Source organism: Streptomyces sp. NPDC006733, assembly GCF_040636125.1.
In the GTDB taxonomy this organism is placed as follows: domain Bacteria; phylum Actinomycetota; class Actinomycetes; order Streptomycetales; family Streptomycetaceae; genus Actinacidiphila.
In genome coordinates this window covers 25,062-48,247 of record NZ_JBEYJD010000043.1, presented here as the reverse complement: position 1 = coordinate 48,247, position 23,186 = coordinate 25,062, and the positions used below count along the sequence as shown (strand labels likewise).

Here is a 23,186-nt window from a genome sequence, read left to right as displayed (position 1 = left end):
TTTACATTGAGGATCTTACCTGCGGCCGAGCTCGCGACCTCCACAAGATGTCGACCAGAGATCACCGCAACGATTCGTGTGCGCACGGCTCGCGAGCCGCCACCGCACCGCCGACCTCATGCCGGGTGAGCCGGCGCCCCTTGCCTCGTCTTCTTCGCCCCGCCGCCACCGGTCACGCTCCTCGAGGACCAGGACTACGCCGCCACCACAACCCGGCGACATCCGCGACCCGGCGCCGACCACCATCCAGCGTGCCCGCCCCGAGGGCGGCCCCTGCCTGCGACGGCGACCATCCGATCCGGGCACCAACGTCGCGACGTGACTGACCGGCGTCGCGCGCTCCTGGCCAGGCCCTGACGCGGACCGATGCCGGCGAGCGGGCAGAGCCTACGATGTGTCCGGCGCCCGTCGCATGATCGCGTGCCACCCGAAGGCGGTGGCCAACAGTGGCCGCCCGCGTCGTGAAGGGAGGGGATGCCATAGTGCAGATCGCCGGGGTCGACATCTACACGAACCATGCACCTGGGGGCGACCGACTGGGTCCCGATCTCTCTCGCCCTGGGGACGGCCCCCGCAGCCAGCTGCGACACCCACGTGGCAGTAAGGGTTCGAGCTCAGAGGGGACTCGTCAAAGTCCGTCTCTTCACACATCCGCATGCGCAGGAAGTCGAAGGGCCCGACGCGGCATAGGACCGCCTTCGACGGCTTGCTCCTCCTGCCCGACGGCCGCGGTGCCGTCGGCGACGTTGAGCAACTGATCCGCTTCGTCCACAGGGTCGGCGACCGCGGAGAGTTCCACGTGCGCGTGGCCGTGGACGCGCCCGGGGCCAACGCTACCGCCGTCGACATCACGATCACCCGATGTGACAACGGATCCGAGTAGATCGGCCAGTGCAGTACACACCGGCAAGACGGGAACAGGTCACTTTCAGCAACCTGCTCACCCTCTGCCGCTGGACCATCAGCCGGACGGACGAATTGCAGCGAACCGGACCCTCATGGTGGGACCAAGGTGGTCGACAAGGCCGTACCTGGGCTGGTCCGGCCACGGCAGCCTGCAGAGGAACGAGGTGGTGATCACCTGCACCACCTCGAGGACATCAAGGCGATGCTGCTCCTCCAGGAACCCCAACGTAGCTCGCCAGTCCCAGTCGTCTCCGCCGAGGAACGACGCGACGGTCTCCTGAACGACCTCCTAGAAGAACAGGTGTGGCAGGACCCCGTCCTGATGGAAGACGTGCGCTTCCAGCAGATCCTCGTTGCCGGACACAGTCGCTGCCACATCCTGTACCAGCTGGACATCGTGGTTCATGCCGTCCCCTCCCGTTGACGCTCAGGATAGATCCGCTCCCTCATGCATGACCGGCGGTAACCGACGGGACAAGGCTGCCCCGGCCTCGCAGTGTCGGGAACAGCAGTCGTCCTCAATGGGCGGCGACGCAGGCCGTGCGAGGGCCTTGGCCAGGTTCCGTGGAACCCCTGGGCAGTCACCTGATGTGGATCGCCCGGCGGCCACCGCGGCCGGTCACGCGGTAGTGCTCCCAGAGGGGCCAGGGGCCTCCGAGGGCGGCCAGCCGAGGCTGGTGCGGAGGCGAGGTTCGCGTCGCAGGGCGGCCATGAACGCCAGGGAGGCTGTCAAGCGGCCCTCGCATCCGTGTGGGAGGTCCGCACGGATGCGGGCGATGGCCGCGCTGACAGCGGGCAGCCTCCCAGCGACCGGCACGAGGTCGCCGACGTCGACGAGCGTCCGCAGGCACGGCTCGACATCGCCGAGGCTGACGCACCGAGGAACCCGTCTGCTGCAGGAGGTCGAAGACCGGAACTCGTGTGGCCTGTTGGAGCGTCGTTGCCGCCCCCGCTGCTCATGGTGCAGCCATGACAGCGAGGTCACTGCGTGGGACGATCGCCCCATGGAACAGGGAGATCCTTCAGACTCCAGCGGTCAGGGGCACAAGACACAGGCGGACGGTGAGAACGTCGGCGCGGTGAGCCGGCGAACGCTGCGCAAGCCGGGATTGCTCATCGCGGTGCTGGCGGTCGCAGCCACCTTCACCATCATCGGAATGGTTCTGCTGCCGCCACCCTTCGAGTCCTTCGCCATCTTCATCGTCGGGGTGCCTGTCATGGTCTGGCTGATCCACCGAGACCGGCAGCATGGCCCCCAGTCGAGTCGACCACCGCGTTCCCGGCCCTGATCGCGGCCGCCTGCCTCCCCCGAGCCCGATGCGACGTGCTGCGCGCGATGATCCTGCTTCAGCAACCCCAGGTGGCTCTGGATTCCTTCCCAACCCGCTGATCGGCGCCCATCCCGCCGGGCCGCGGGCCCCCGAGGCCATCTCAGGACCCGGAACGTGACCGCTCCATTGCAACGCAGGTGTCTGTGATTCCCTGCCCGGCCTCCTCGCCGAAAGGTGACTCCCAAGGGTCCGCGCGGGGCGCGGAAGCGCGCGTCGGGGAGATCGCCGGCGGCCAACAGCTGGCCACGGCCCGGCATGCAGGCCCGCAGCGACACGGTGTCAGGAAAGGCTCCACGCCCGCAGTTGGCGACCGACCAGTGCAACGCCCGCCGCGCCGGAAGCGGCATCCCGCACCAGGGAAAGCGCCTGCTTCGGGGTGTACTCGAGCCGGCATCCGTTCAGAGCCAGGTACGCCTCCGTGGAATGCCAGGCGAAAGCCTCGTTGGAGTGCTCCAAGCACGGCAACTTGGCCAGCGTCTGGAGCAGCGCGGCCGCCCGCAAGTGCACCGAGCCGTAGATGTCACGGTCCATGGCCCGAGCGTTGACCCGGGCGACCACCGCGTACAACGGGCCGTAGTCGTCAACCTGCGGATCGCCAGGCAACAGCTGCGCCGCGTGCAGCAGGAACGGCACCTCCAGCGGATGGAGCGGTGCGCTCGGCTCACCTTGCGTCACGCGGCGTGGCCCCGCTCCTGCGACCCCTCAAGACCGCGCCTCGCCTCACGCTCCGCAGCGCGCTGCTCCGGGCTGGGATCGGCGGTGCCTGCGTCGTCGGCGAACGTGCTGCCGACACGAGAGATCGACTCCCGGAACGCATCGAGGAAGCGATCTTCCACGGCAGTGGCGCGAGCGTAGGCTGCAGACAGGATGTACTCCTGCAGGCTGACCCCCTCCTGCTTCGCCGCAGCCTCGATCGCTGCGTGCTGGTCCGGATCGGGAAATCGCAGGTTCAACGCTTTCGCAGCTGGCATGGTACCGATGGTACCCCCGGTACCACTCAAGGGGCCAGGATCCCCCAGCCGAAGGCACAGTCACGGGCGTACGGCCGCCGCCGGACTGGCGCGGGCGAGCGGTGCCCTCGACGGGACGGACGCTGCCGGGGAACCCCGGATTGTCAGGTGCCGATCCTGGTGAGATGCGGGCCGGCCGAGCTATGTACCGTGCGCAGGTCCGTCCGGCGCACGCCACCGGACCTCCTGCAGCAGCTGCGGGCACGGCCCGCCCTAGGCGGGTAGCGCGGCCCACCCCGCGCCGAGGGCTGCCGTCCACGGGTCCGGCTCAGCAGCAGCGCACACCGCGACAAGGGCGAAGCCCGGCTGCGCCATCTGCCTGCAGTCGCGCCAAGCACCGGAATGGTCACCGCCGCGCGCCCGGCACCATGATCGCCTGCCCGCCCCGGGCCGGGGACTACGCCACCACGACATCGCACGCCAGAGGGCTCTGTCTCTTCGGACGCGGCAGGCACGACCGGGACATCGGCGAGCCGGCCGCGTTCCTCAGCGCCTACCGCCCGAGCCCGGTCCGCGTCGACCAGTGCCCCGCCCTCACCGGCCTCGACATCGTCCCGTGCTCCGCCACACCCGCGGCGGCCTCCCGCACCCTGCACGCGGATGTCTCGAACCAGGCGGGTGGATTCACCGGCTCGGCGATGTGCGGGCGTACCAGGCCCGGGTTTCATCCGCTGCCAGGGTGCGGATCAGCTCGGCCGACCCCGGCAGATGCGGAAAGAACCGGTCGCCGTTCCAACTGCGCTGGTAGGCCGGGGTATCCAGAACGAGGACGCGACGTCCTTCCACCACCGGGATGTCGTCGGGCAGCCCTTCGTTCCAGATCGGTGCGCCGTCCGTGGTGAGGAGGTCGAAGGCTCCGGTCGCGATGATCTCGGTGCGGCCCTGGGCGGGCTCGGGGTCGGTGGCCAACCGGACGCTCTCCGCGGAGGGTGCCGTCCCGGGCACATGCCCGCCGCCGATGAGGACGTGGGCCAGCAGCGTGTGCAACTGGAAGTTGTCTCCGATGCCGCCGATGCGCACCTCGAACCCGGTTCCGGTCGGTCGGTGCAGCACGATCAGGGATTCCTCAAGGACCGCCAGCGCGTAAGCCAAGCACTTGAGGTCATGGCGCTCCAAGGCGGCCAGCTCGTGGCAGGTGGGCAAGAGCGCGGGCGCGTGCCGGCGGCGCACCTCCGCGCTGCGGCAGAGCACCGCCAGCGCGGGTGGCTGCCATTCCTGAACCGTTGCCCAGGCCAGCGCCAGCCGCATGGCCGCCTGCTCGTCCCCGCCGATCCGGGCGCGCAGCGCCTCGTCGATGATCTTCTCGTCGGGTTCCGGAAGGTCGCCCCCGCCGGTGGCGCGCCAGCGGCGGGCGAACTCCAGGGCGTCGCGCAGGTCCCGGTGGACGCCGTCGAGGAGCGGCGCGGCGCAGGCCACCGGATCGGCCCCGCGCTCGACGCAGAAGCCGGCCGCCATCGCCAGCATCGGTCGCGGGCCGGTGGGCGGGAAAGCGGGCAGCAGCGCCGCCAACCGGGGGCCAGCCAGCACCAGGGCGGCGTCGGGCGCCGACTGCACCGCGTTCATCACGGCGGTGAAGGCGCGGCCGGTGCGGCCGCCATCGCGGGCGCCCACCGCGTCTTCCAACTCGGACACAGCGCTGGTGAGGTCCGCAGTCCGCGGTTTCCTTTTGAAGATCACCGGCACACCTTAGGCCCAGGTATTGCGCAGCGTCATCACAGGTGGACCGTTGCCCGCGAGTGGGCCGCCCTCGGGCTGCGGCGGCCGGCCTGTGCGGAGGAAGGGACGCGTCGGGTGTCGGCGCCGCGTACTCCGCCCGGCGGGCGGTCCGACGCTCATCGGGCCAGGCCCGGTGGCGGAGGCGACTTCGACGGTGGGAAACAATCACCGTATGGACCAGGGCATCACCTGCATCGTGGTAGCCCCGCGCGCGACCGGAGCCGGGGATGCGACCGCCGTGCGTGCCGGGGCCACAGCACAGGTCGCCGACCGCGGGTTCGTGCGGGCCGGGGACGTCGCTCTGGAACTCTCCGCCCGGATCGGCGCGGGAGAGGACCACGAAGGAACTGTGCCGCGGCGCTCAACCAGGCCCTGCACGCCCTGGCCGCGCAGCCGGCTCCGGGAAGCCTGAGCGCTCTCTTGCGCGTGCTCGCCTCACCGCACCAGGACAGCCTCGAGCAGGCCGTCTCCCCGCGCTCTCTGGCCGCGGTCGCGGCCAGCGGCCAGCGCATCGAGGAGATCGTGGCAGTGATGCCCGGTGCGCAGCCCCAGTCCGCGTCCGCCCACGAGTTCGCGGCGTGTCTGCTCCACGAGCTGGTGCTCGTGGCGGACAACGTGGAAGGGCACCCCGCCCTGCGCCCCTTCGCGGACACCCTCCTCGCCGAGGGCCACCCGCTCGCCGCGCTGCCCCTGCGCCCTCTTCCCGCAGAACAAGGGTTTCGACGCCCGCCGGGGGCAGCGAACAACTGGACCTGGATGGTTCCCCCCGTACGGGCGAACTCGACCGGCCCGCACGTGCTGCAGATCACGCCGTCGATGAGCCGGCGCGCCGCCGCCGTCGACATCACCGAGATCAGCATCGCAGAGTCGGCCCACACCATGAGCGAGGCCGTCCGACACTGGTTCAACCAGTCCAACGGTACGGTCACCGCGCAGGAGTTCTGGCTGCTGGAGCCCGTGGCCGCGCAGGACCTCCCAGCCGTCGTCGAACGCCTGCCCCTTGCCCCCGGGCCCGCGGACGAGGGCCCGGCACAGCTCTACCCGTCGAGTCCGGACCTCGTGCTGCGGACCCTGCTCACCGCCGCGACGCGTTGGAGCGGCCTACGGCGCAACCCCCCACCGCGCCTACGGACGCCTCGCCGCTTGGCGCTCACTCGGCGGTCTGACCGGCTGCCCCGCAGACGCCCCCCTGGCGCAGGTCGCTGAACGGGTGCGCCGGACAACCTGGTTCCACATGGACAGCGCGCCCGGGTGGTTCCATGGAATCCTCTGGGATCTTGCCGTCGCGGCCCTGCGTCCCGGAGGCCAGGAGATCGCCGTGTTGGCCGCCACCGACACCGACTGATCGATCTGCCTCGGGCCAGGTAAGCCAAGACGTAGACACGGTGAACGGGTTGCACGAGACGACGCCATCACCCGTCCACCGCATGACAGCGGCCGATGCAGCAGACACCCTCCTCACCCTCGCGCCTCCCACCGCGCGATTGCCCGTGCGTCGATCAGGCCATGTCAGAGCACCAGCCGCTGTACGGATGGACCCTCCGGCAGATCCGCAACATCTCCCACGATGCGCGAGCGCAGGTGCTCAGCCCGGAGCGAGCAGCCATGTACACCGCACGCGACACCATCTACGAGATCCTGCACCCCGTGTGCGTCCTGGGGTTCAGCGACCTGTGCCTCGTGCAGGACCGCGCGAGCGACGACTGGCACATGGGCAGCCTGCAGACCGACGGCAGCATCACCTGCTGGAGCACCTACCCAAACCTGGACCAGGCGCTGCGCGGTCTGTAGCCTGCCTGCTCCGCAGCGCCTGGCAAGTGTGGGCGCGACCGTCCATCCCACGGCTCGTGCCCGGTCGCGCCGTCAGCACCAGGAGCCCAGACGGCTTCGGCTGCGCTCTCCCGTTGGCCGACCGCCTGACCGCCGCAGGATATGTCTGATGCCCGGCTCCGACACCGTCCGCGCGGGTCACCGGGTTCAAGCCGATGATGCAAAACGGCCATGAGGAGCCTGCTTTGAGGTGGCGGGGCAGGGCCTGCCCCGCTTCTGGTGGTGTCGCCGAAGTCCCCGGCCATCGCGGGGGTGCCCCCACCGCAGCAACCACCCTGAGCCCTATGAGCGCCCCGCCAGAGCCTGCTCTACCCCGCCACAGGACCGGCAACAGCACGGCGTTGACCCTCCGGCGCTCGGGGCTGGCAGCGCACCGGCGCGTCCTCGGCGGTAGCTCGAAGAAGCGGTGGTCGTCCTCGTCGAAGGTCGCGGGCTGCAGGCGGTGGGCGAGATCGAGTGAGGTGGGTTGCCAGCGCAGAAGGGTGTAGCTGGCCGCCTTCGCACGCCTGCCACCTTCGGTGGTCAAGGCGGTCAGAGTGGCGATCTCGCTCGCGGTCCCGGGGACTGAATGTTGCAGCTGGTGGTAATACGCAGCCGCTCCCATTCGAGGGACGCCCACTGCAGCACGACGAAGAAGCTCGCGGACTTCTCAGCGACATAGACCACTCAGGCCAGCGGGTACCGTGCCGTCGTATCCCGCGAGCACTGGCCGCCGGAGTCGGCCACGTCACTACCGCAGGTGTCGATCATCCACAGCGCTCAATCAGCGGCTCGGACACGGCACGCTTCCGGGCGTTGGGTGGATGCGTCGTGGTCAGCACGTTGAGGGGGAGAAGTCCATAGGCCACTGCAGACGAGGAGGGGGACTCGCCAGCCCATCGCGGCGGCCACGCTCCGGGGCCATCGGCGGCGCCCCGCAGCCCCCGTTCGAGAGCTTCGGCGGCGGCACGGGCACCCCCGCACGGGAGTTGCCCCGACCCACAGCTAGGTGAGCCGGCGGCGTCCGTCTGCCCAGTCCCCCCGCCGATGGGGTGACCTCCCGGCGGCACCGGGCTCGCGGTCGCTTCCGCCTCGTAGCGGACCGCAGGCCCGATGGCCCTGTAGATGCCAGTCAGTGGTTGGGGTGGTGTCGCGTCCCGGCGGCCCGATGCACTTCTTGAGGCGAATGACCTTGCAGTGGGTCAGGAGGCGGACGGCGAAGGCCGGAACAGCCACTTCATACGGGGTTCGACCAGGGGGCGGAACACCCGGCGGACGGGCGTGGTGCACAGGGCCAGAGCCAGGGCGATGGAGCCGGCGGTCAGGACGGCTTGGCCCAGGGAGCGGTGCCAAAAGGCGTTGTCGTACAGGCCGTTGTAGGCCAGGGCCTGGCGGATGAACGCGTGCAGGAGGAAGGCATACATAGTGCCCGCCCCCAGGTGGGTCCACCAGGTGCGACGCCGCGGCACCAGCGCCAGGAAGGCCGCGGTGAGGACCACCCCGACCAGGAAGATCGCAGCGGACTGGGCGAGCCAGTGGGTGTAGGACGCGTGGAGCTCGCGAGCGCTGCCGCTGCGGTAGACCCACTGCAACGGCAGACGGGGCACGAGCCAGTAAGCCAGCCCTCCCGCCACAGTGAACAGCGGGAGAGCGGCGATGCGCAACCAGGTGGCTTGCCGCAGGCGTTGTAGGTGCTCGGGTCGCAGGACCAGGCCGATGACGAAGAACGGCAGGAACTGCAGCGTCCGGGTGATCGACAACTGGGCGCCCACGGGGAACGCGCCGCTGGCGAGGAAGATCACGACGGCGATGGCGACCGGGGCCCGCAAAGTGGACCAGAACGGTGCGGTCAGCCGCCACAAGAACAGGGAGATCAGGAACCAGGTGATCCAGACCGGCGTGAGTGGTTGCAGCGCCGCGTGCTTGTCGGCGACGTAGTTGGTGAACAGAGCCAGCAGGGTGCTCCACATCAGATAAGGGACGAGCACTCCGCTGAGCAGGCGTCGCAACTGGGGCGGGCGGCCCGTGTAGCTGCGGGAGAGATAGCCGGAGATCAGGATGAAGGCCGGCATGTGGAAGGCGTAGACGAGCAGGTACAGCGCGCGCAGTCCACGCTCGCCCGCGTGGCCCACAAGGGGCTCCCACAGGTGGCCGCAGACGACCAGGACCAGGGCGAGCAGTTTGGCGTTGTCCAGGAAGGGGTCTCGCGTGGCAGCAGGCTGCGTCGGCGGCGGCCCGGGGGTGCGCTCTGCGGGCAGTGGCGTGGTGAGCTGGGCGGGGAGCACGGCAGGACCCTCTTGACTCGCAGCGGATTGGAGCGCGCTGCGACAGAGGTTGCGCCAGTGTCAGGCGTCCGGACAGCTCCAATTCTACGATCATCGGACCGTGCAGTGGAGTGTGGCCTATTTCACTTCCCTCACTACAACCATGTCCGCTTCACCCCGTTCTAAGGGCCCTTTAAGGGAAGAAACTGCAGGTCAAAGCCCTTGTGTTCCGTAGAAGACGATTGACAGAAGCCGCCACGCGCCGTTCACTCACCCCTTCACGTTCTGTGTGTTTCTTGTGGGGCAGGGGAGTAGTCGTGGGGAACGCGGGTATATGTCGGGGCCCGGCGCGCGGGTGGCTGACAGCTGTGGCTGCCGTCGGCGTGCTGATAGGCCTGCCGGACGTCGCAAGGGGCGTGCCCCAGGCCGCGGCCGCAGACACCGCCCCGCCGACCCAGCCCGGTACGGGTGCGGGCGGCAGCGCGCCGCACGACACGCCCGAGAGCCTGGCCATCGCGGCGGCGAAGCGCACGAACACGCCAGTCGACGTAGCGACGCTGACCACCGAGATCAGCGATGTTCAAGCGCAACCGGACGGCACACTCGTTTCCACCACCCACGTAGTGCCCGTGCGCACCCGCCAGAGCGGCACATGGGCGCCGATCGACACGGCGCTGCGCGTGCGATCGGACGGCACCGTGGCGCCGAAGGCCGCACTGGCGGACCTGGTGTTCTCCGGCGGCGGCACCCAGCCGCTGGTGCGGATGTCGCGAGCCGGCAAGGAACTGGCCCTGACCTGGCCCAAGGCGCTGCCCAAACCGCTCGTCAGCGAGAGCACGGTGGAGTACCGGTCGGTACTGCCGGATGTGGACCTGCGCCTGACCGCCACGGCAACCGGCTTCACCCAGCTGCTGGTCGTCAAGACCGCCCAGGCGGCGAAGAACCCGGAGCTGAACCAGCTCAAGCTCGGTCTCGCCGGCCAGGGCCTGACAGTCAACGAGCACACCGACGGCTCCCTGGCGGCAGTGGATGCCGGCGGTGGCGGGACGGTCTTCGAAGCACCGCGACCCGTGATGTACGACTCTTCCGCGCTCGCCCAAAGCGGCGCCCCGGGCCCCGTGGCAGCTGCTCCTGCCGCCTCGGCGGCCACATCGCCGCGCGTGGGCAACCGCACCGCGACGACGACAGCCCCCAACGCCTCCGCAGTGGCGCCCGCCCCTACCCAGTCGGCTGCGCCCGTCACCACCCCGTCCGCGACGCCCACCAGCACCTCGCCCACCAGTGCTCCGACGACCGATAGCTCGCCGGCCACCCCCCGCTCGACGACCGGTATCGACGGAGCGGCACACACCGCACCGGTGGACGTCGATCTCCCAGCTGACCACAAGTCCCTGGTACTCACCCCGGACCAAGGCCTGCTGGACGCCCCGACGACAGTGTTCCCGGTGATGATCGACCCGGTGTGGAACACCCCGGTGAAGACCGCGTGGACGGGCGTGTCCCAGTACTGGAACACCCATCCGTACTGGCACTTCGGGGCGACGGACAACTACGACTTCGGTGTCGGCTACTGCGGTGACACCTCGCTGTGCGCGCCGCAGGACCGCAAAAGGGTGATGTACGAGATCCCCTCGGCGCAGTTCGCCGGCAAGCACGTACTATCCGCAACGTTCAGCGTGTACGAGTCGCACTCCTACAGCTGCACCGATAAAAACGTACAGCTGTGGCTGACCAATCGCATCAGCTCCAAAACCACCTGGGACACCTCACAGGGCGCATTTTGGAACTCCCGCCTGCAGACACTGGCCGCTGCCAAGGGCTACACCGGCTGCGCGGCGGGAAACCTGGAATTCGGCGGTGCCTCGGGTGCGGTCCGCAACCAGGTCCAGGCCGCAGCGAACGGCGGTTGGACATCCATTACCTTCGGCCTGCGGGCGGAGAACGAGAACGACACCTACGCCTGGAAGCGCTTCACCGCCGAAGCGAGTCTGCGGGTGCTGTACAACCTTCCGCCCCGACAGGCACCGATGAAGGATCTGTCGATGTCGCCGGGCTCGCTGTGCCTGTCCACCGGCGTGCAGATCAACAAGATGCCGCAGATCACCGCGAAGGTCTCCGACCCGGACGGTGAAAAGATCGGCATCCAGTTTGGCGTCGCCTGGGACACCGGGGACGGCAAGGGCACGATCCGCCGCTGGTGGTCCACCGGCGCCGAGGCAACGGCCCCCGCTGCCAACACCTTCAAAGCGTCGGGGTCCCTGTTCTCCGTGTCCTTGCCCACCTCCCTCCCGCTCAACAAGTGGCTGGGGTGGGAAGTCCGGGCGTGGGACGGCGCAGAATGGGGCCCATGGAGCTCGACGGGCGACCCGACGGACTGCTACGTCATGGTCGACACCACCACACCGGCAGGCCCGGTCATCACCTCCAGCTCCTACCCCGGCTCCAGCGACGCACAGGCCGTCCTTCCCTGGACGGACGGCGTGGGCCGCTACGGGGCCTTCACCGTCGACTCAGTTGCCACGGACGTGGTGAAGTACCAGTGGGGCCTGGACACCACCGCCTCCGCAGCCAACCAGGTGAGCACCACCGCCGGCGCCCCCCAGACAGTCAACGTGCTGCCGACGACCGTAGGCCCGCACTTGCTGTCGGTCAGAGCCCTGGACGGGGCCGGGAACGCCTCCCAACCGCAGACGTACTACTTCAACGTGGCCGCAGGACACCCCCAGCGGTCCGGCTGGGCGATGGATGAAACCAGCGGCACGCAGCTGACCGGCACGGGCGGCACCTTCGAGGCCACCCCCGCATCCGGCGCCACCTTGGGTGCCGCCGGCCACACCGGCACGGCCCTGGCACTGGACGGAACGGCCAACGGCTACGCCGCCACCCCCGGGGCGGTCCTCGACACCGCCCGCGGCTACTCGGTCTCCGCATGGGTGAACCTGGCGGATGCCAATGCCGCGGTGAATCGGGGCGCAGTCAGCCAGGACGGCACCTACATCGGCGCGTTCACCTTGGGCCTGAGCGACGGCAAGTGGGCGTTCAAGACCACCACCAAGGACGCGGAGGGCTACGACTGGCAGACCGCCGCGTCCACCGCGCCCGTGGTGACGGGGCAGTGGACCCACCTGGTGGGCGTCTACGACGCCGTCGCCAAGACCAACACGGTCTACGTCAACGGCGTCGCCTCTGCTCCGGCAGCGGCCCCCGCCGCCTGGGCGGCCCGTGGCTCCCTGCAGTTCGGGCGGCTTTTCGGGCGCGGCGTCTACACCGATGCCTGGCCCGGCTCCCTGGACGAGGTCCACCTGTTCGACCGCGCTCTGACCGCCTCCGAAGCCACCAAAGTGGCAGCGGACCAGGCACTGACCACCGGAACGCCGGCCAAGGCCGTCTGGCCGCTGGACGACACCGCCACCCCCGCGATCGGCCGGTCGGAGACCACCGACGCGGCCCTGTTCGGCGGCGCGACGCCGGGCGCTGCAGGTGTCGCGGGCAAGGCAGTGCACTTCGACGGGGTGAACGACTACGCCCGCACCACCCGCCCGCAGATTGAAGGCACCCGCAGCTTCTCCGTGTCCGCCTGGGTGAAACTGCCCACCATCAAGCCGGGCGACTACGCCACACGCATGGCCCTGACCCAAGGCGGCCTGCACAACAGCGAGTTCGCCCTGTACTACGCCCCGGACACCAAAAAGTGGGTCTTCGGCCGGTACAAGGACGACATCACCGCCGACACCCTGGTGCGCGCCCTGCAACCCACCTGCACCACTACCACAGGCGGCATCCCCTGCTTCGGCGCGAACGACGGGCAGTGGACGCATCTGCTGGGCGTCTCGGACGCCACCGCCGGCAAGATCCGCCTCTACATCAACGGCTACCTGGTCGGCGAGAGCGCCTACACCCAGACCAAACCGTGGTCGACCCCCGGCTCCTTGCAGATCGGCGCCGGATCCCGCGAGGGCGTAGCGGGCGAGTTCTTCGGCGGCGACATCGACGACGTACGCCTGTTCGACCGGGTCGTCACCGACCCCGAGGCCCGGGACATGGTCCAGCAGCGCCCGCAGCTGGCCGGCCGGTGGAAGCTGAACACCGCCACCGGCACTCCGCAATCTTCCCCGGACGACATCACCGCGCTGGGCGGGCAGCGCACCGCTGATCCGGCCGTCCTGGGCAGCAGTGCGCTGATCGACCCCGCGGAGGGGGTGCTGAATCCGACCGGCGCGCTGCAACTGGACGGGACAGCAACTGCCTACGCCAGCACAGCCGGGACTAACGTGCGGACCGGTGAGAGCTTCTCACTGACCGGCTGGGCACAGACGGCAGGAACACCGAGCCGCGACATGACGGTCTGGTCGGTGGCGGGAAGCAGCAGCAGCGCACTGACCGTGCGTTGGGACTACGTGCGCACCGATACCGACCCCCTCACCGAAGACCCGATCTACGTGGGGCGATGGGTGGCGGATGTAGCCGGCGCTGACGGCAGCACGACCCGCACCACGGCGGCCTTCACCTTCGACGGCGGTGCGGCCGGCAGCAGCTGGACGCATCTGGCAGTCGTCTACGACGCCTTCGCCGATCAGCTGACCCTGTACGTCAACGGGCAGACGCAAAACTTCATCTGCCCCGACGACGCTGGCGCGGGGACCTGCAGCAACAACGTCTCGTGGAGCACGGCAGCCCAGCCCTTCATCGCCTCCGGCGGCCTGCAGATCGGCCGCAATCGGGCCGGCGCCGCGTGGACGGAACCGTTCTCCGGCGAGATCGACGACGTATGGGCCTACCAAGGGGTCCTCAGCCCCACTCAGATCTACATCCTTGCAACGCCGGGCAACGAACTCGATACGGCAACAGGTCCCTGATCCAGGGCGGAGGCAGGGTGCGGCAACGACTCTGCCGCACCCCACTTCGCCGGGCCGCTCGCCCGCTTCACTCCACCAGCTTCTTCGAACCTTCCCCGGTAGCCCGGGTGGGTCCAGATCCGCCGCAACCTCCGCAGAGGGGGTGTGGCAGGGGGCATCGCATGCGCAGGTCACAGGTCATACGGCGCCGGTCGTCGGCGAGGATCGCTGCTCTCGTGGCGAGTTTGCTGGTCGGCTCCCTTTTGCAGACGATCCCAGCAACGGTCACCACGGCCACGGCTTCCACCCGACCCAACGCGCCCTCGCTGGAGAAGCCGGTCAAGGGCAGCGACGGAAAGGTCAGACCCCGGAAGACCGATACCAGCCCGCACCCGGCCACACCCAAGACCATATGGCCCAGCACGGGTAGCGCCACCTTCACGCTGCCGGCTGCCGTACCTGATGCCAAGAAGGGGCCCCTGGCGGCAGCCGGCAAGCCGGGTGGCTTGCCGGTGACGCTGTCGTCCGCGACCGCTCCCACCGCCAAATCGAAGGCGCCAACCGCCCCGAGCGCCGCGTCCGCAACTCGCCAGGCGACGATTCAGGTGCTGGATCGTGCGGCTGCCCGTAGGGCGGGTGTCGACGGCCTGCTGTTGACCGTGACCGGCGCGGGCACGACCAAAATGCCGGGGCAGGCGAAGGTCACGGTGGACTACAGCGGATTCGCCCACGCCGCAGGAGCGAACTACGGTTCCCGCCTCCGCCTGGTCCAGCTGCCGGCTTGCGCCGTAACCACCCCCGACCTCCCAGAATGCCGCAAGGTCAGCGCCTTGGTCGGTCGCAACGACACCGAGACCCAGACGGTCAGCGCCGATACCATTACCGTGCCCGCGGCGGCAACAGCGCCGACCGCCCAATTCCGCTCCGCGACCACCGGTTTGACCGTCCTCGCCGTTACGTCCTCAGCGTCCGGGTCCACGGGCGACTACACGGCGTCCCCCCTATCGGTGTCCTCGACCTGGAGCACCGCGCTCAACAGCGGAGCCTTTTCCTGGAACTACGACATGCCCGTCCCGTCAGTGCCGACCGGCCTGACCCCGAAGGTCGACCTGTCGTACTCCTCGGGCGCCGTGGACGGTCGCACGTCGAACGGCAACAACCAGGCCTCGTGGGCTGGCGACGGCTTCGACCTGTCGGCAGGATTCGTCGAGCGCAGCTACAAACCGTGCGGCGACGACGGCGTGAAGACAAACGGTGCCGAGCCAGGCGACCTGTGCTGGGCCTACGACAACGCGACCATCAGCTTTGACGGCCACTCCGGCGAACTGATCCCAGCCGGCACCAACGCATGGCGGATCAAGGGCGACGATGGCACCAAGGTCACGCGGATCCGGGACGCGGCCCGCGGCAACGGCGCCAAAGACGGCGAGTACTTCCAGGCCATCACCACCAACGGCACCCGCTACCTCTTCGGCTACAACCGCCTGACTAACTGGACCACGGGAAAACCGGAGACCAAATCCGTCTTCACCGTGCCCGTCTTCGGCGACGACACCGGTGAGCCCTGCCACGCGGCAACGTTTGCCGATTCGTGGTGCCAGCAAGGGTGGCGGTGGAACCTCGATCAGGTGATCGACACCAAGGGCAACGACATCACCTACTGGTACACCCCCGAGACCAACAACTACGGTCGCAACCTCAAGGCCAGCGACCGCACGCCCTATGTACGCGGCGGCAGCCTGCATCACATCGAGTACGGCCAGCAGCAGGCCGACATCTACTCCGCCACCGTCAAGCCTATGGCCATGGTCAACTTCACCCCCGCCGAGCGCTGCCTGCCCGACAGCTCTCCCGGTGCCACCTGCGCCCCAGCGAAGATCGATACAGAACCGCAGTACTGGTACGACACCCCCTGGGACCGCAACTGCGCCACCGGAACCGACTGCGACGCCGGTCGTTTCGCGCCGACCTTCTTCACTCGCACGCGCCTGAGCAGCGTCACCACCCAGACCCTGCAAGCTGACGGCGGCTACAAGGACATCGACAGATGGGACCTGCATCACCACTGGGGTACCGCCGATGCGGACTACCAACTGCTGCTCGACTCCATCAAGCACACTGGGCTAACCGGCGCCACCCCCATCCCGCTGCCGCCCATCACCTTCGGATACGACCAGCGGGCCAACCGGCTCGACAAAACAGGCGACGGCCGCGCCCCGTTCGTCAAGGACCGACTCGGCAGCATCGCCGATGAGGCCGGCGGCCAGCTCGACATCAACTACTCCGCCGCCGCCTGCAACTGGAATGCACTACCCGCCCCGCAAACCAACACCACCCACTGCTTCCCGCAGATGTACCAGCCCGACAACACCACGCCGGCGACCACCGAGTGGTTCAACAAGTACGTCGTCGACGCCGTGATCGCCACAGACCGCACCGGCGGCGCCCCGGACGCAGTCACGCACTACACCTACCTCGACGCCGCCGCCTGGCACTTCGCCGACGACGAGGGCCTGACCAAGGACAAACTCAAAACCTGGTCCCAGTGGCGCGGTCACGGCCACGTCCGCGTGCAGACCGGCGGCACCTCCGGTATGTCCACGCAAGCCGACCACTACTTCCTGCGCGGCATGGACGGCGACCGCACCGACCCCACTGACAAGACCCAAACCCGCACGGTCACCGTGCCCGACGGGGAAGGCACGACCCTCACCGACGATGCGGCCTGGGCCGGATTCGAATACCGCAGCGAGGCCTACGCCGCCCCTGGCGGTGCGCTCTTGTCCAAGTCCGCCAACACTCCGTGGAAGAAAGAGACCGCCAAGCGGGTCCGTGACTGGGGCACCACCACCGCCAACCTCGTCGGGATTGCCACTACCCGAGCCTTCACCTCACTCGACGGGGGGGCCGGCGCCTCATGGCGCGAAGTGCGCAGCAACACCACACGCGACACGTACGGGCGCACCACCCAGGTCGAGACGCTCGGTGACACGACAGCCCCCACCGACGACCGGTGCACCCGCAGCACCTACGCAGACAACACCACCGACTGGATCCTCACCGGAGTCATCCACACCGAGACCGTGGCCGGTACCTGCACCGCGACCATCAACCGCGACACCCAGGCCGACGGCACATCCGCCGTCCTGTCCGATACCCGGGTCCGCTTCGACGGCCAGGCCTACGGCGCAGCCCCCACCAAGGGATTGCCGACGCTGACCGAAACCCTCAAAACCCGCAACGGCGCCACGGCCAGCTACCTCGACAACGCCGCCACCTACGATGGTTACGGCCGTCCGCTCACCGTCACCACCCTGGCCTCCACCAGCGTCTTCAATCCGGCGAACGATGCTGCACCGCCCGTGACGACAGCTGTCGTCAACCCGCGCACCAGTACCACCACCTACACCCCGGCCACAGGCCGCCCGACCAAGACCACCATCACCACCCCACCCGCCACCATCGGCAACGCGGCAAGCACCCAGACCACGACCGTCTACACCGACTTGGTCCGCGGCCTGCCCATCCTTACCGTCGACACCAACTCCCGCCGCACCGAAGTGCAGTACGACGGCCTCGGCCGGACCACGAAGGTCTGGCTACCCAACCGGTCCACGAGCAACAAGGAGACGCCCAACAGCGAGTTCCGGTACACCACCCTCGACGGCGCGATCCGCTCGGTCGCCACGCTTTCACTCAACAACGACAGCACACAGGACACCGCCTACACCTTGTACGACGGCCTGGGCCGCGAACGCCAGAGCCAGACACCAGCCGCGAACGGCGGCAAGATCCTGACCGACACGTTCTACGACGAACGCGGCCAGGCCGCCCTCACCTACGCCGCGTACTACGCCACCGGCGCACCCTCAGGCACATTGTTCAAGGTCGAGGACGCCACCGGCGTGGAGACCCAGACCGCCGTGGCCTTCGACGGTCTGGGACGTCCGGTCAAGACCGACCTGCTGAAGGGTAACGGCGTCGGTACCCCGCTGGCCACGACCACCATGTCCTACGGCGGCGACCGGGTGACCGTAACGCCACCCAAGGGCGCGACACCCACCACCACGATCTCGGATGCCACCGGGAACGTCACCGAACTACGCCAGTACAAGAGCACCACTCCCACCGGCGCCTACGACGCCACCACCTACGGCTACGACCGAGCAGGCCACCTCACCCAGCTCACCGATCCGTCCAACACCACGTGGACTTGGATCTACGATCAGCTCGGCCGCCCGGTCAAGGCAGTCGACCCTGACAGCGGCACCAGCACCAAGACTTACAACGATCGCGGCGAACTCGTCACCAGCATCGACGGCCGGGGCAAGGTCATCGCCAACGTCTACGACAACTTCTCCCGCCCCTTGGAGACCCACGACGGATCGGCAACAGGACCGCTGCTGACCTCCCAAACGTGGGACCCCGCCGGCAACAAGGGCCTAAGCGACACCACCACCCGCTACACCACCGTCGACAGCACGACCTACCCGTACAAGAACAAGGTCACCTCGTACGACCCGCTGGGCCGCCCCAAGACCACCATGCTGACCGTGCCGTCCATCCCCGGCCAGGAACGGCTCAGCGGGGACTACATATTCGGCACCTCCTACAACCTCGACGGCACCATCGCCGGCACCTCCCTTCCTCCCGTAGGCAGCCTGCCTGCCGAGACCATCGTCACCACCTACGACAAGCTGCACCGCCCAACCACTATCAGCAGCAATCTGTCGGGCTACCTCGGCGCGCAGAGCTACTCCCTTACCAACAAGCCCCTGCAGTCCACCTACAACGCAGGCGGCAAAACCACCTACGTCACCAACGGATACGAGTTCGGCACCCAGCGTTTGCACGACAGCCGCACCGACCTCGAGGGAGACCCGGTCGCCGCACGGGCAGCTACCTACAGCTACGACGAGGCCGGCAACGTCACTTCCCTGGCCGATGTATCCCGCTCCGGCACCGACCGGCAGTGCTTCCAGTACGACTATCTCGCCCGTCTGACGGAGTCCTTCACCCCGAACAGCACCGACTGCCCGGCCACCCCGAACGGCACCGCACTGGGCGGCCCCGCTCCCTACTGGAGCAGCTACACCTACAACCCCGACGGCACCCGCAAGACGGAGACCCAGCACGATCCGGCGGGAGCTACTGCCAAGGACCAGACACGCACGTACACCTACCCTGCCACCGGCGCAGCTCACCCCCACTCCCTGAGCAGCACCGGAACCCTCACCGGCGGCACCGGAACCCCGGTCACCGAGTCCTACGCCTACGACTCCGCCGGCAACACCAGCGAACGCCACCTCAACCCCAGCCCAACCCTCACCAACGACCAGGCCCTGACCTGGAACACCGAAAACGATCTGGCCCAGGTCCTGAACACTGTCAAGACTAAGACCGGTTCCACCACCGTCACCACTACGAAGACCACCGCCTACGTGTACGGGCCGGACGGCAGTCGTTTGACCGCGCGCACCATTGACAGTGCCAACCCGTCTGGCGAGAACACCACCCTCTACCTCGGGGCGACCGAACTCAACTTCGTCAAGGGCGCCACCAAAGCAAAAGCCACCCGCTACTACTCGCTTGGCACCGCAACCGCGGTACGCACCGACGACAACAAGGTTGCGTTCCAGGTCGCCGATCACCACGGCACCGCCGAAGTCAACATCGACTCCACCACCGGCACCGCCACGCAGCGCCACTCCACCCCGTTCGGCGCCGAACGCGGCACCGCACCAACGGCTTGGGCTGGCACTAAGGGCTTCCTCGGCGGAACCAAGGACACCGACACCGGACTCACCCACCTCGGCGCCCGCGAATACGACCCCTCGACCGGCCGCTTCGTCAGCGTCGATCCTCTCCTAACCGCCGGAGATCCCCAGTCTCTTAATGGATACGTCTACAGCAACAATAATCCTGTCACGCTGAGCGACCCGACTGGACTGTGCGTATACGAAACGGACAGCGGTCCCTGTATGCCTACTAATGGCGACAAGGGTAGTGAATCTCTCGATCGCACGGATGAAGGTCACGACCCGGGCGAAGTCGACCAGTCACCCAAGACTCCTACGACTGTTTCCGTTGGAACATTCACGGTAAGCGGCACTGCGGAGGCCGTCGCGAAGGCGATCGATAAGGCATATAGCAAGCATGCCGAGGTATTTAACAAGAACTACAGTTCGCATACGTGGAACCCCACCGAAAACTGCATGATGGCGATAGATGAGGACTGCAACAAGATTCCCTGGGATGGCTCCGTTGAAACGGTGATGTACAGAGATATCTGTGGCCAGGAAGGGATTACCTGCTCGGCCAGGAAAAGCCTCAAGCAAACGTTGCTGGAAACCGCAGCTTACTGGGCTGAATATGAAGCAAACATCGAGAAGGGCCTCACGGGAATCAAGCCTAAGAGGGAGGGGTTGTGCAATAGCTTCCCCGCCGGCACTTTGGTTCTCCTAGCCGATGGCACGACTAAGCCCATCGAAAAGATTGCAATCGGCGACAAAGTTGCTTCTGCGGACCCGGAGATGGAGATCTCCGGTCCCAAAGAGATTGATGCAACCATCGCCACCCCCGACGATACTGACTTCTCCACAGTCACTGTTGGCGGAGCAGGGGGTTCGGGTACTCTAACGGTCACAGATCATCATCCAATGTGGTCCCCCAGTTCCCAGGCTTGGATCGACGCTGGTGAACTCAAAGCGGGCATGACTCTGCTCTCCGCTGCTGGTAGCCCACTACGGATCACTTCGGTCGTGCACGTCCAGAAGCTCCAGTCGGCGTATAACCTCACGGTCCGCGATCTCCACACGTACTATGTACTCGCCGGAACCGCGCCGGTGCTGGTTCATAACAAGGGAGGGTGCCTTCCTGCACTCCGCAATTGGAACAGTCAGCGTTTCCAGTTCGGGCATGAAAATTTCTTGCTCGATAAGAAGGGGCTGGAGCATATACTCGTTCGCCATCACCCGAAATATTGGGATGGATCGGTGAAGAAAAATCAAACCTTCTTTGATCCGAGCATGAGCGTTAGCGACGTCCAGGACGCCATCGGCGAAGTCATGCGACAGAACCGTGGCGAGCTAATCCAGAGAGGACATAGGGGCATGTATCAGATTCACGGAAGTTTCAATGGTACCAATTACACACTCGGCATGAATAGAGGTCGAGTGGGTCAGTTCTTCCCAGGATAATCGAAGGGTCTGGCAAATGGTTGAGGTTGAGACGTTCCTGAGGAGTGCGGACGGTGAGTTCGTGCGCGTGGAAGAATCCCGAATACCCCCATTGGATAATGACTACATTGAAGGAGCGATTCGACTTGTCATTAATGGGCTGGAGGTAATTGGCATCGAGGAGTGGGATTATGTGGACCAGCTTTGGTGTTATATCGCCGAAATGGTGACGAAAATGCAGTCGTCGGGCTATGCGGAGACATATTTCCCGGATCAGCCGATCAAGTTGTCTCTCCAGGCTGCTGGGTCTCGCGTCTTGGTGACCGCCAAGAGTGGCGAAGAAATAAAGGTGGCGAGCACTTCGTCCGTGGAGTTCGTGGATGCGATAAAAGCGGCTGGGGTGGTCTTTTTTAGTGAGATGTCGGAGCTAGTCCCGGATAATTCCTATGCCGAGGCGCAGCGGGAACTATCAGGTTGATCAAGCCGGGGGCCTGCCGGGATTCTTGTACGCGGGGGCCCTGACGCGCAGCGCGTGTGGCAGCGCGTGTGTCAGGCCGGCCGTGCGGGGGTCCGAGACCTCCATGGTTTGATAGTCGTTCGCCAGTTGTCCGATCAGATCGAGCATGGGGAGGTGGCTGTCGAGAAGAGCCGGTCCGCCCAGGGTGCCGGCGATGTAGACGTAGGCATGGTGGCAGGGTCCTTCGCAAGATCGTGATCGGTCCGGTTTCGTCGGGTGTCGACGTGATGCCGGGTTTCGTGTCTGCGGGGTGGGGTCGGGAAGCAGTGCAGGCACGGTCGCAGTGATCATGTGAGTGTCGAAGTCCCATGAACGCTGAGCGAGTCCGTGCCTGCCTCCATATCTTCTCCCATGCCCTCCGGGCTGGGCCAACTGGCCCGGTCCGTCGGCCTGGCGCCACTGCCGGGCGCCGTGGCCGTGCTGCCGTTCCTCGCAGCGCTGCCCGATCCGCGTGACCGCCGCGGACGCCGCTACCCCCTGCTGGCGCTGATCGCCGCTGCGGCGGCGAGCGTCCTGGCCGGAGCGCAGTCGCTCAGCGCGATATCCGAGTGGATCACGGACGCGCCCGGCTGGGCCCTGCGGGCCCTGGGCTTCGCGCCCGATCCATTCTCCGGCATGGTCCCGGCCCCGCACACCGTGCGGCGCTTGCTGTCCCAACTCGACGGGACGCACTCGACACCGCGATCGGTGCCTTCCTCACCGCCCGCGCCGCCGAAGACAGCGGCACCGAGGGCCGGTTGCGGGCGATCGCCGTGGACGGCAAGGTCCTGCGCGGATCCCGGGCCGGCGGCAAGAGCGCCGTCACCCTGCTGGCCGCGATGGACCACAACGGAAGCGTCCTGGCCCAGCGCCAGGTCGCAGACAAGAGCAACGAGATTCCCGCCTTCGCTCCGCTGCTGGACACCCTCGACCTGAACTACACGGTGATCACCGCCGACGCTCTTCACACCCAGCACGACCGCGGCCGCTACCTCCGCCGGCACGGCGCCCACTACCTCGCCGTCGTCAAAGCCAACCACCCCGGACTGTTCCGACCAGGTCAGGAAGCTTCCCTGGCGGGACATCACGCTCGACCACAAAACCCGCGACCGAGCCCATCACCGCCTGGAGATACGCCGGTTGAAGACCGTCGCCTTCGCCCACATCAACTACCCCGACGCGGCCCAGGCCCTCCAGATCGTGCGCTGGCGCCGTGACCTGCACACCGGGAAGCTGACCATCGAGCGTGTCCACCTCATCACCAGCCTGCCGCCCGGAACCGCCACCGGCGCACAGCTCGCCGCCTGGATCAGAGGCCACTGGCGCATCGAGAATCTCCTCCACCACGTCCGCGACCGGACCTTCCGCGAAGACGACTCCAAGATCCGCACCGGCCATCTGCCCCGCGCGATGGCCTCCCTGCGGAACCTCGCCATCGGCATCCACCGCCAGGACGGCCACACCAACATCGCCGCCGCCCTACGACACACCGCCCGCGACTACCGCTGCCCCGTCCAGACCCTCGGCCTCACCTGACAAAACCGGACCGATCACGATCTTGCGAAGGACCCTGGCCGCGGGGTCTCTGTTATTTATGAGTGGGGCATGCGTCATAGACGGCCACGTCAGGCTCATGATCGA

14 protein-coding genes and 2 pseudogenes are annotated in these 23,186 nt (G+C 67.5%); 12 read left to right on the top strand and 4 right to left on the bottom strand.

All coding sequences use genetic code 11. From position 1 onward, the window contains the following. Nucleotides 1-655: 655 nt before the first annotated feature. The 3 genes from ABZ721_RS31465 (at nucleotide 656) to ABZ721_RS31455 (ending at nucleotide 2,195) form a co-directional block, all read left to right on the top strand. Entirely contained in the window at nucleotides 656-883 is a 228-nt protein-coding gene (locus ABZ721_RS31465; protein WP_358792163.1) for a hypothetical protein, read from the top strand. A gap of 129 nt (nucleotides 884-1,012) precedes the next feature. After that, complete coding sequence (locus tag ABZ721_RS31460; protein ID WP_358792162.1) at nucleotides 1,013-1,330, top strand: hypothetical protein; 318 nt, start codon at nucleotides 1,013-1,015, stop codon at nucleotides 1,328-1,330. Nucleotides 1,331-1,910: 580 nt separating this feature from the next. Beyond that, nucleotides 1,911-2,195, top strand: coding sequence for a hypothetical protein (locus ABZ721_RS31455; RefSeq protein ID WP_358792161.1), 285 nt, complete (start codon nucleotides 1,911-1,913; stop codon nucleotides 2,193-2,195). A 321-nt stretch (nucleotides 2,196-2,516) separates the two neighbouring features. Here the strand turns inward: ABZ721_RS31455 and ABZ721_RS31450 are convergent, their stop codons facing one another. From ABZ721_RS31450 to ABZ721_RS31440, 3 genes are all read right to left on the bottom strand, one after another. After that, entirely contained in the window at nucleotides 2,517-2,912 is a 396-nt protein-coding gene (locus ABZ721_RS31450) for a fic family toxin-antitoxin system, toxin component (RefSeq protein WP_358792160.1), read from the bottom strand. After that, the gene (locus ABZ721_RS31445; RefSeq protein ID WP_358792159.1) at nucleotides 2,909-3,208 is read right to left on the bottom strand and encodes a DUF1778 domain-containing protein; all 300 of its coding nucleotides are present in this window, start codon (nucleotides 3,206-3,208) and stop codon (nucleotides 2,909-2,911) included. The genes ABZ721_RS31450 and ABZ721_RS31445 overlap by 4 nt, the downstream gene beginning before the upstream one ends. Nucleotides 3,209-3,871: 663 nt before the next feature. Next, a complete protein-coding gene (locus ABZ721_RS31440; RefSeq protein ID WP_358792158.1) occupies nucleotides 3,872-4,879 on the bottom strand; it encodes a hypothetical protein in 1,008 nt (335 codons plus the stop codon). A 159-nt stretch (nucleotides 4,880-5,038) separates the two neighbouring features. Between ABZ721_RS31440 and ABZ721_RS31435 the strand changes: the two are divergent. From ABZ721_RS31435 to ABZ721_RS31425, 3 genes and pseudogenes are all read left to right on the top strand, one after another. Next, a pseudogene (locus ABZ721_RS31435) lies at nucleotides 5,039-6,040 on the top strand (DUF6183 family protein); the annotation flags it as partial. Continuing rightward, the gene (locus tag ABZ721_RS31430) at nucleotides 5,964-6,308 is read left to right on the top strand and encodes a DUF6183 family protein (protein WP_358792157.1); all 345 of its coding nucleotides are present in this window, start codon (nucleotides 5,964-5,966) and stop codon (nucleotides 6,306-6,308) included. The pseudogene ABZ721_RS31435 and the gene ABZ721_RS31430, both read left to right, overlap by 77 nt. 161 nt (nucleotides 6,309-6,469) lie before the next feature. After that, nucleotides 6,470-6,754, top strand: a complete 285-nt coding sequence (locus tag ABZ721_RS31425) for a hypothetical protein (protein ID WP_358792156.1) — start codon at nucleotides 6,470-6,472, stop codon at nucleotides 6,752-6,754. A 1,220-nt stretch (nucleotides 6,755-7,974) separates the two neighbouring features. Here ABZ721_RS31425 and ABZ721_RS31420 read toward each other — a convergent pair. Then, complete coding sequence (locus ABZ721_RS31420; protein ID WP_358792155.1) at nucleotides 7,975-9,057, bottom strand: acyltransferase family protein; 1,083 nt, start codon at nucleotides 9,055-9,057, stop codon at nucleotides 7,975-7,977. A gap of 347 nt (nucleotides 9,058-9,404) precedes the next feature. Between ABZ721_RS31420 and ABZ721_RS31415 the strand changes: the two genes are divergently transcribed. The 6 genes and pseudogenes from ABZ721_RS31415 (at nucleotide 9,405) to ABZ721_RS31390 (ending at nucleotide 23,081) form a co-directional block, all read left to right on the top strand. Further along, complete coding sequence (locus tag ABZ721_RS31415) at nucleotides 9,405-13,892, top strand: LamG domain-containing protein (RefSeq protein ID WP_358792154.1); 4,488 nt, start codon at nucleotides 9,405-9,407, stop codon at nucleotides 13,890-13,892. 215 nt (nucleotides 13,893-14,107) lie between these two features. Next, on the top strand, nucleotides 14,108-21,070 hold the full coding sequence (locus ABZ721_RS31410; RefSeq protein WP_358792153.1) for a polymorphic toxin-type HINT domain-containing protein: 6,963 nt from the start codon (nucleotides 14,108-14,110) through the stop codon (nucleotides 21,068-21,070). Between the two features lie 16 nt (nucleotides 21,071-21,086). After that, a complete protein-coding gene (locus ABZ721_RS31405; RefSeq protein ID WP_358792152.1) occupies nucleotides 21,087-21,527 on the top strand; it encodes a hypothetical protein in 441 nt (146 codons plus the stop codon). 390 nt (nucleotides 21,528-21,917) lie between these two features. After that, a pseudogene (locus ABZ721_RS31400) lies at nucleotides 21,918-22,172 on the top strand (transposase family protein); the annotation flags it as partial. After that, the gene (locus tag ABZ721_RS31395) at nucleotides 22,115-22,762 is read left to right on the top strand and encodes an ISAs1 family transposase (protein ID WP_358792151.1); all 648 of its coding nucleotides are present in this window, start codon (nucleotides 22,115-22,117) and stop codon (nucleotides 22,760-22,762) included. The pseudogene ABZ721_RS31400 and the gene ABZ721_RS31395, both read left to right, overlap by 58 nt. Then, nucleotides 22,686-23,081 (top strand): hypothetical protein, encoded by a 396-nt coding sequence (locus ABZ721_RS31390; RefSeq protein ID WP_358792150.1) that lies wholly within the window; start codon nucleotides 22,686-22,688, stop codon nucleotides 23,079-23,081. Before ABZ721_RS31395 ends, ABZ721_RS31390 begins: the two co-directional genes overlap by 77 nt. Nucleotides 23,082-23,186: the final 105 nt, after the last annotated feature.

Bases quoted from the DNA above. Each gene is read 5' to 3' on its own strand.
- ABZ721_RS31465 (WP_358792163.1), top strand. From the start codon at position 656: ATGCGCAGGAAGTCGAAGGGCCCGACGCGGCATAGGACCGCCTTCGAC.
- ABZ721_RS31455 (WP_358792161.1), top strand. From the start codon at position 1,911: ATGGAACAGGGAGATCCTTCAGACTCCAGCGGTCAGGGGCACAAGACA.
- ABZ721_RS31445 (WP_358792159.1), bottom strand. From the start codon at position 3,208: ATGCCAGCTGCGAAAGCGTTGAACCTGCGATTTCCCGATCCGGACCAG.
- ABZ721_RS31425 (WP_358792156.1), top strand. From the start codon at position 6,470: ATGTCAGAGCACCAGCCGCTGTACGGATGGACCCTCCGGCAGATCCGC.
- ABZ721_RS31405 (WP_358792152.1), top strand. From the start codon at position 21,087: ATGGTTGAGGTTGAGACGTTCCTGAGGAGTGCGGACGGTGAGTTCGTG.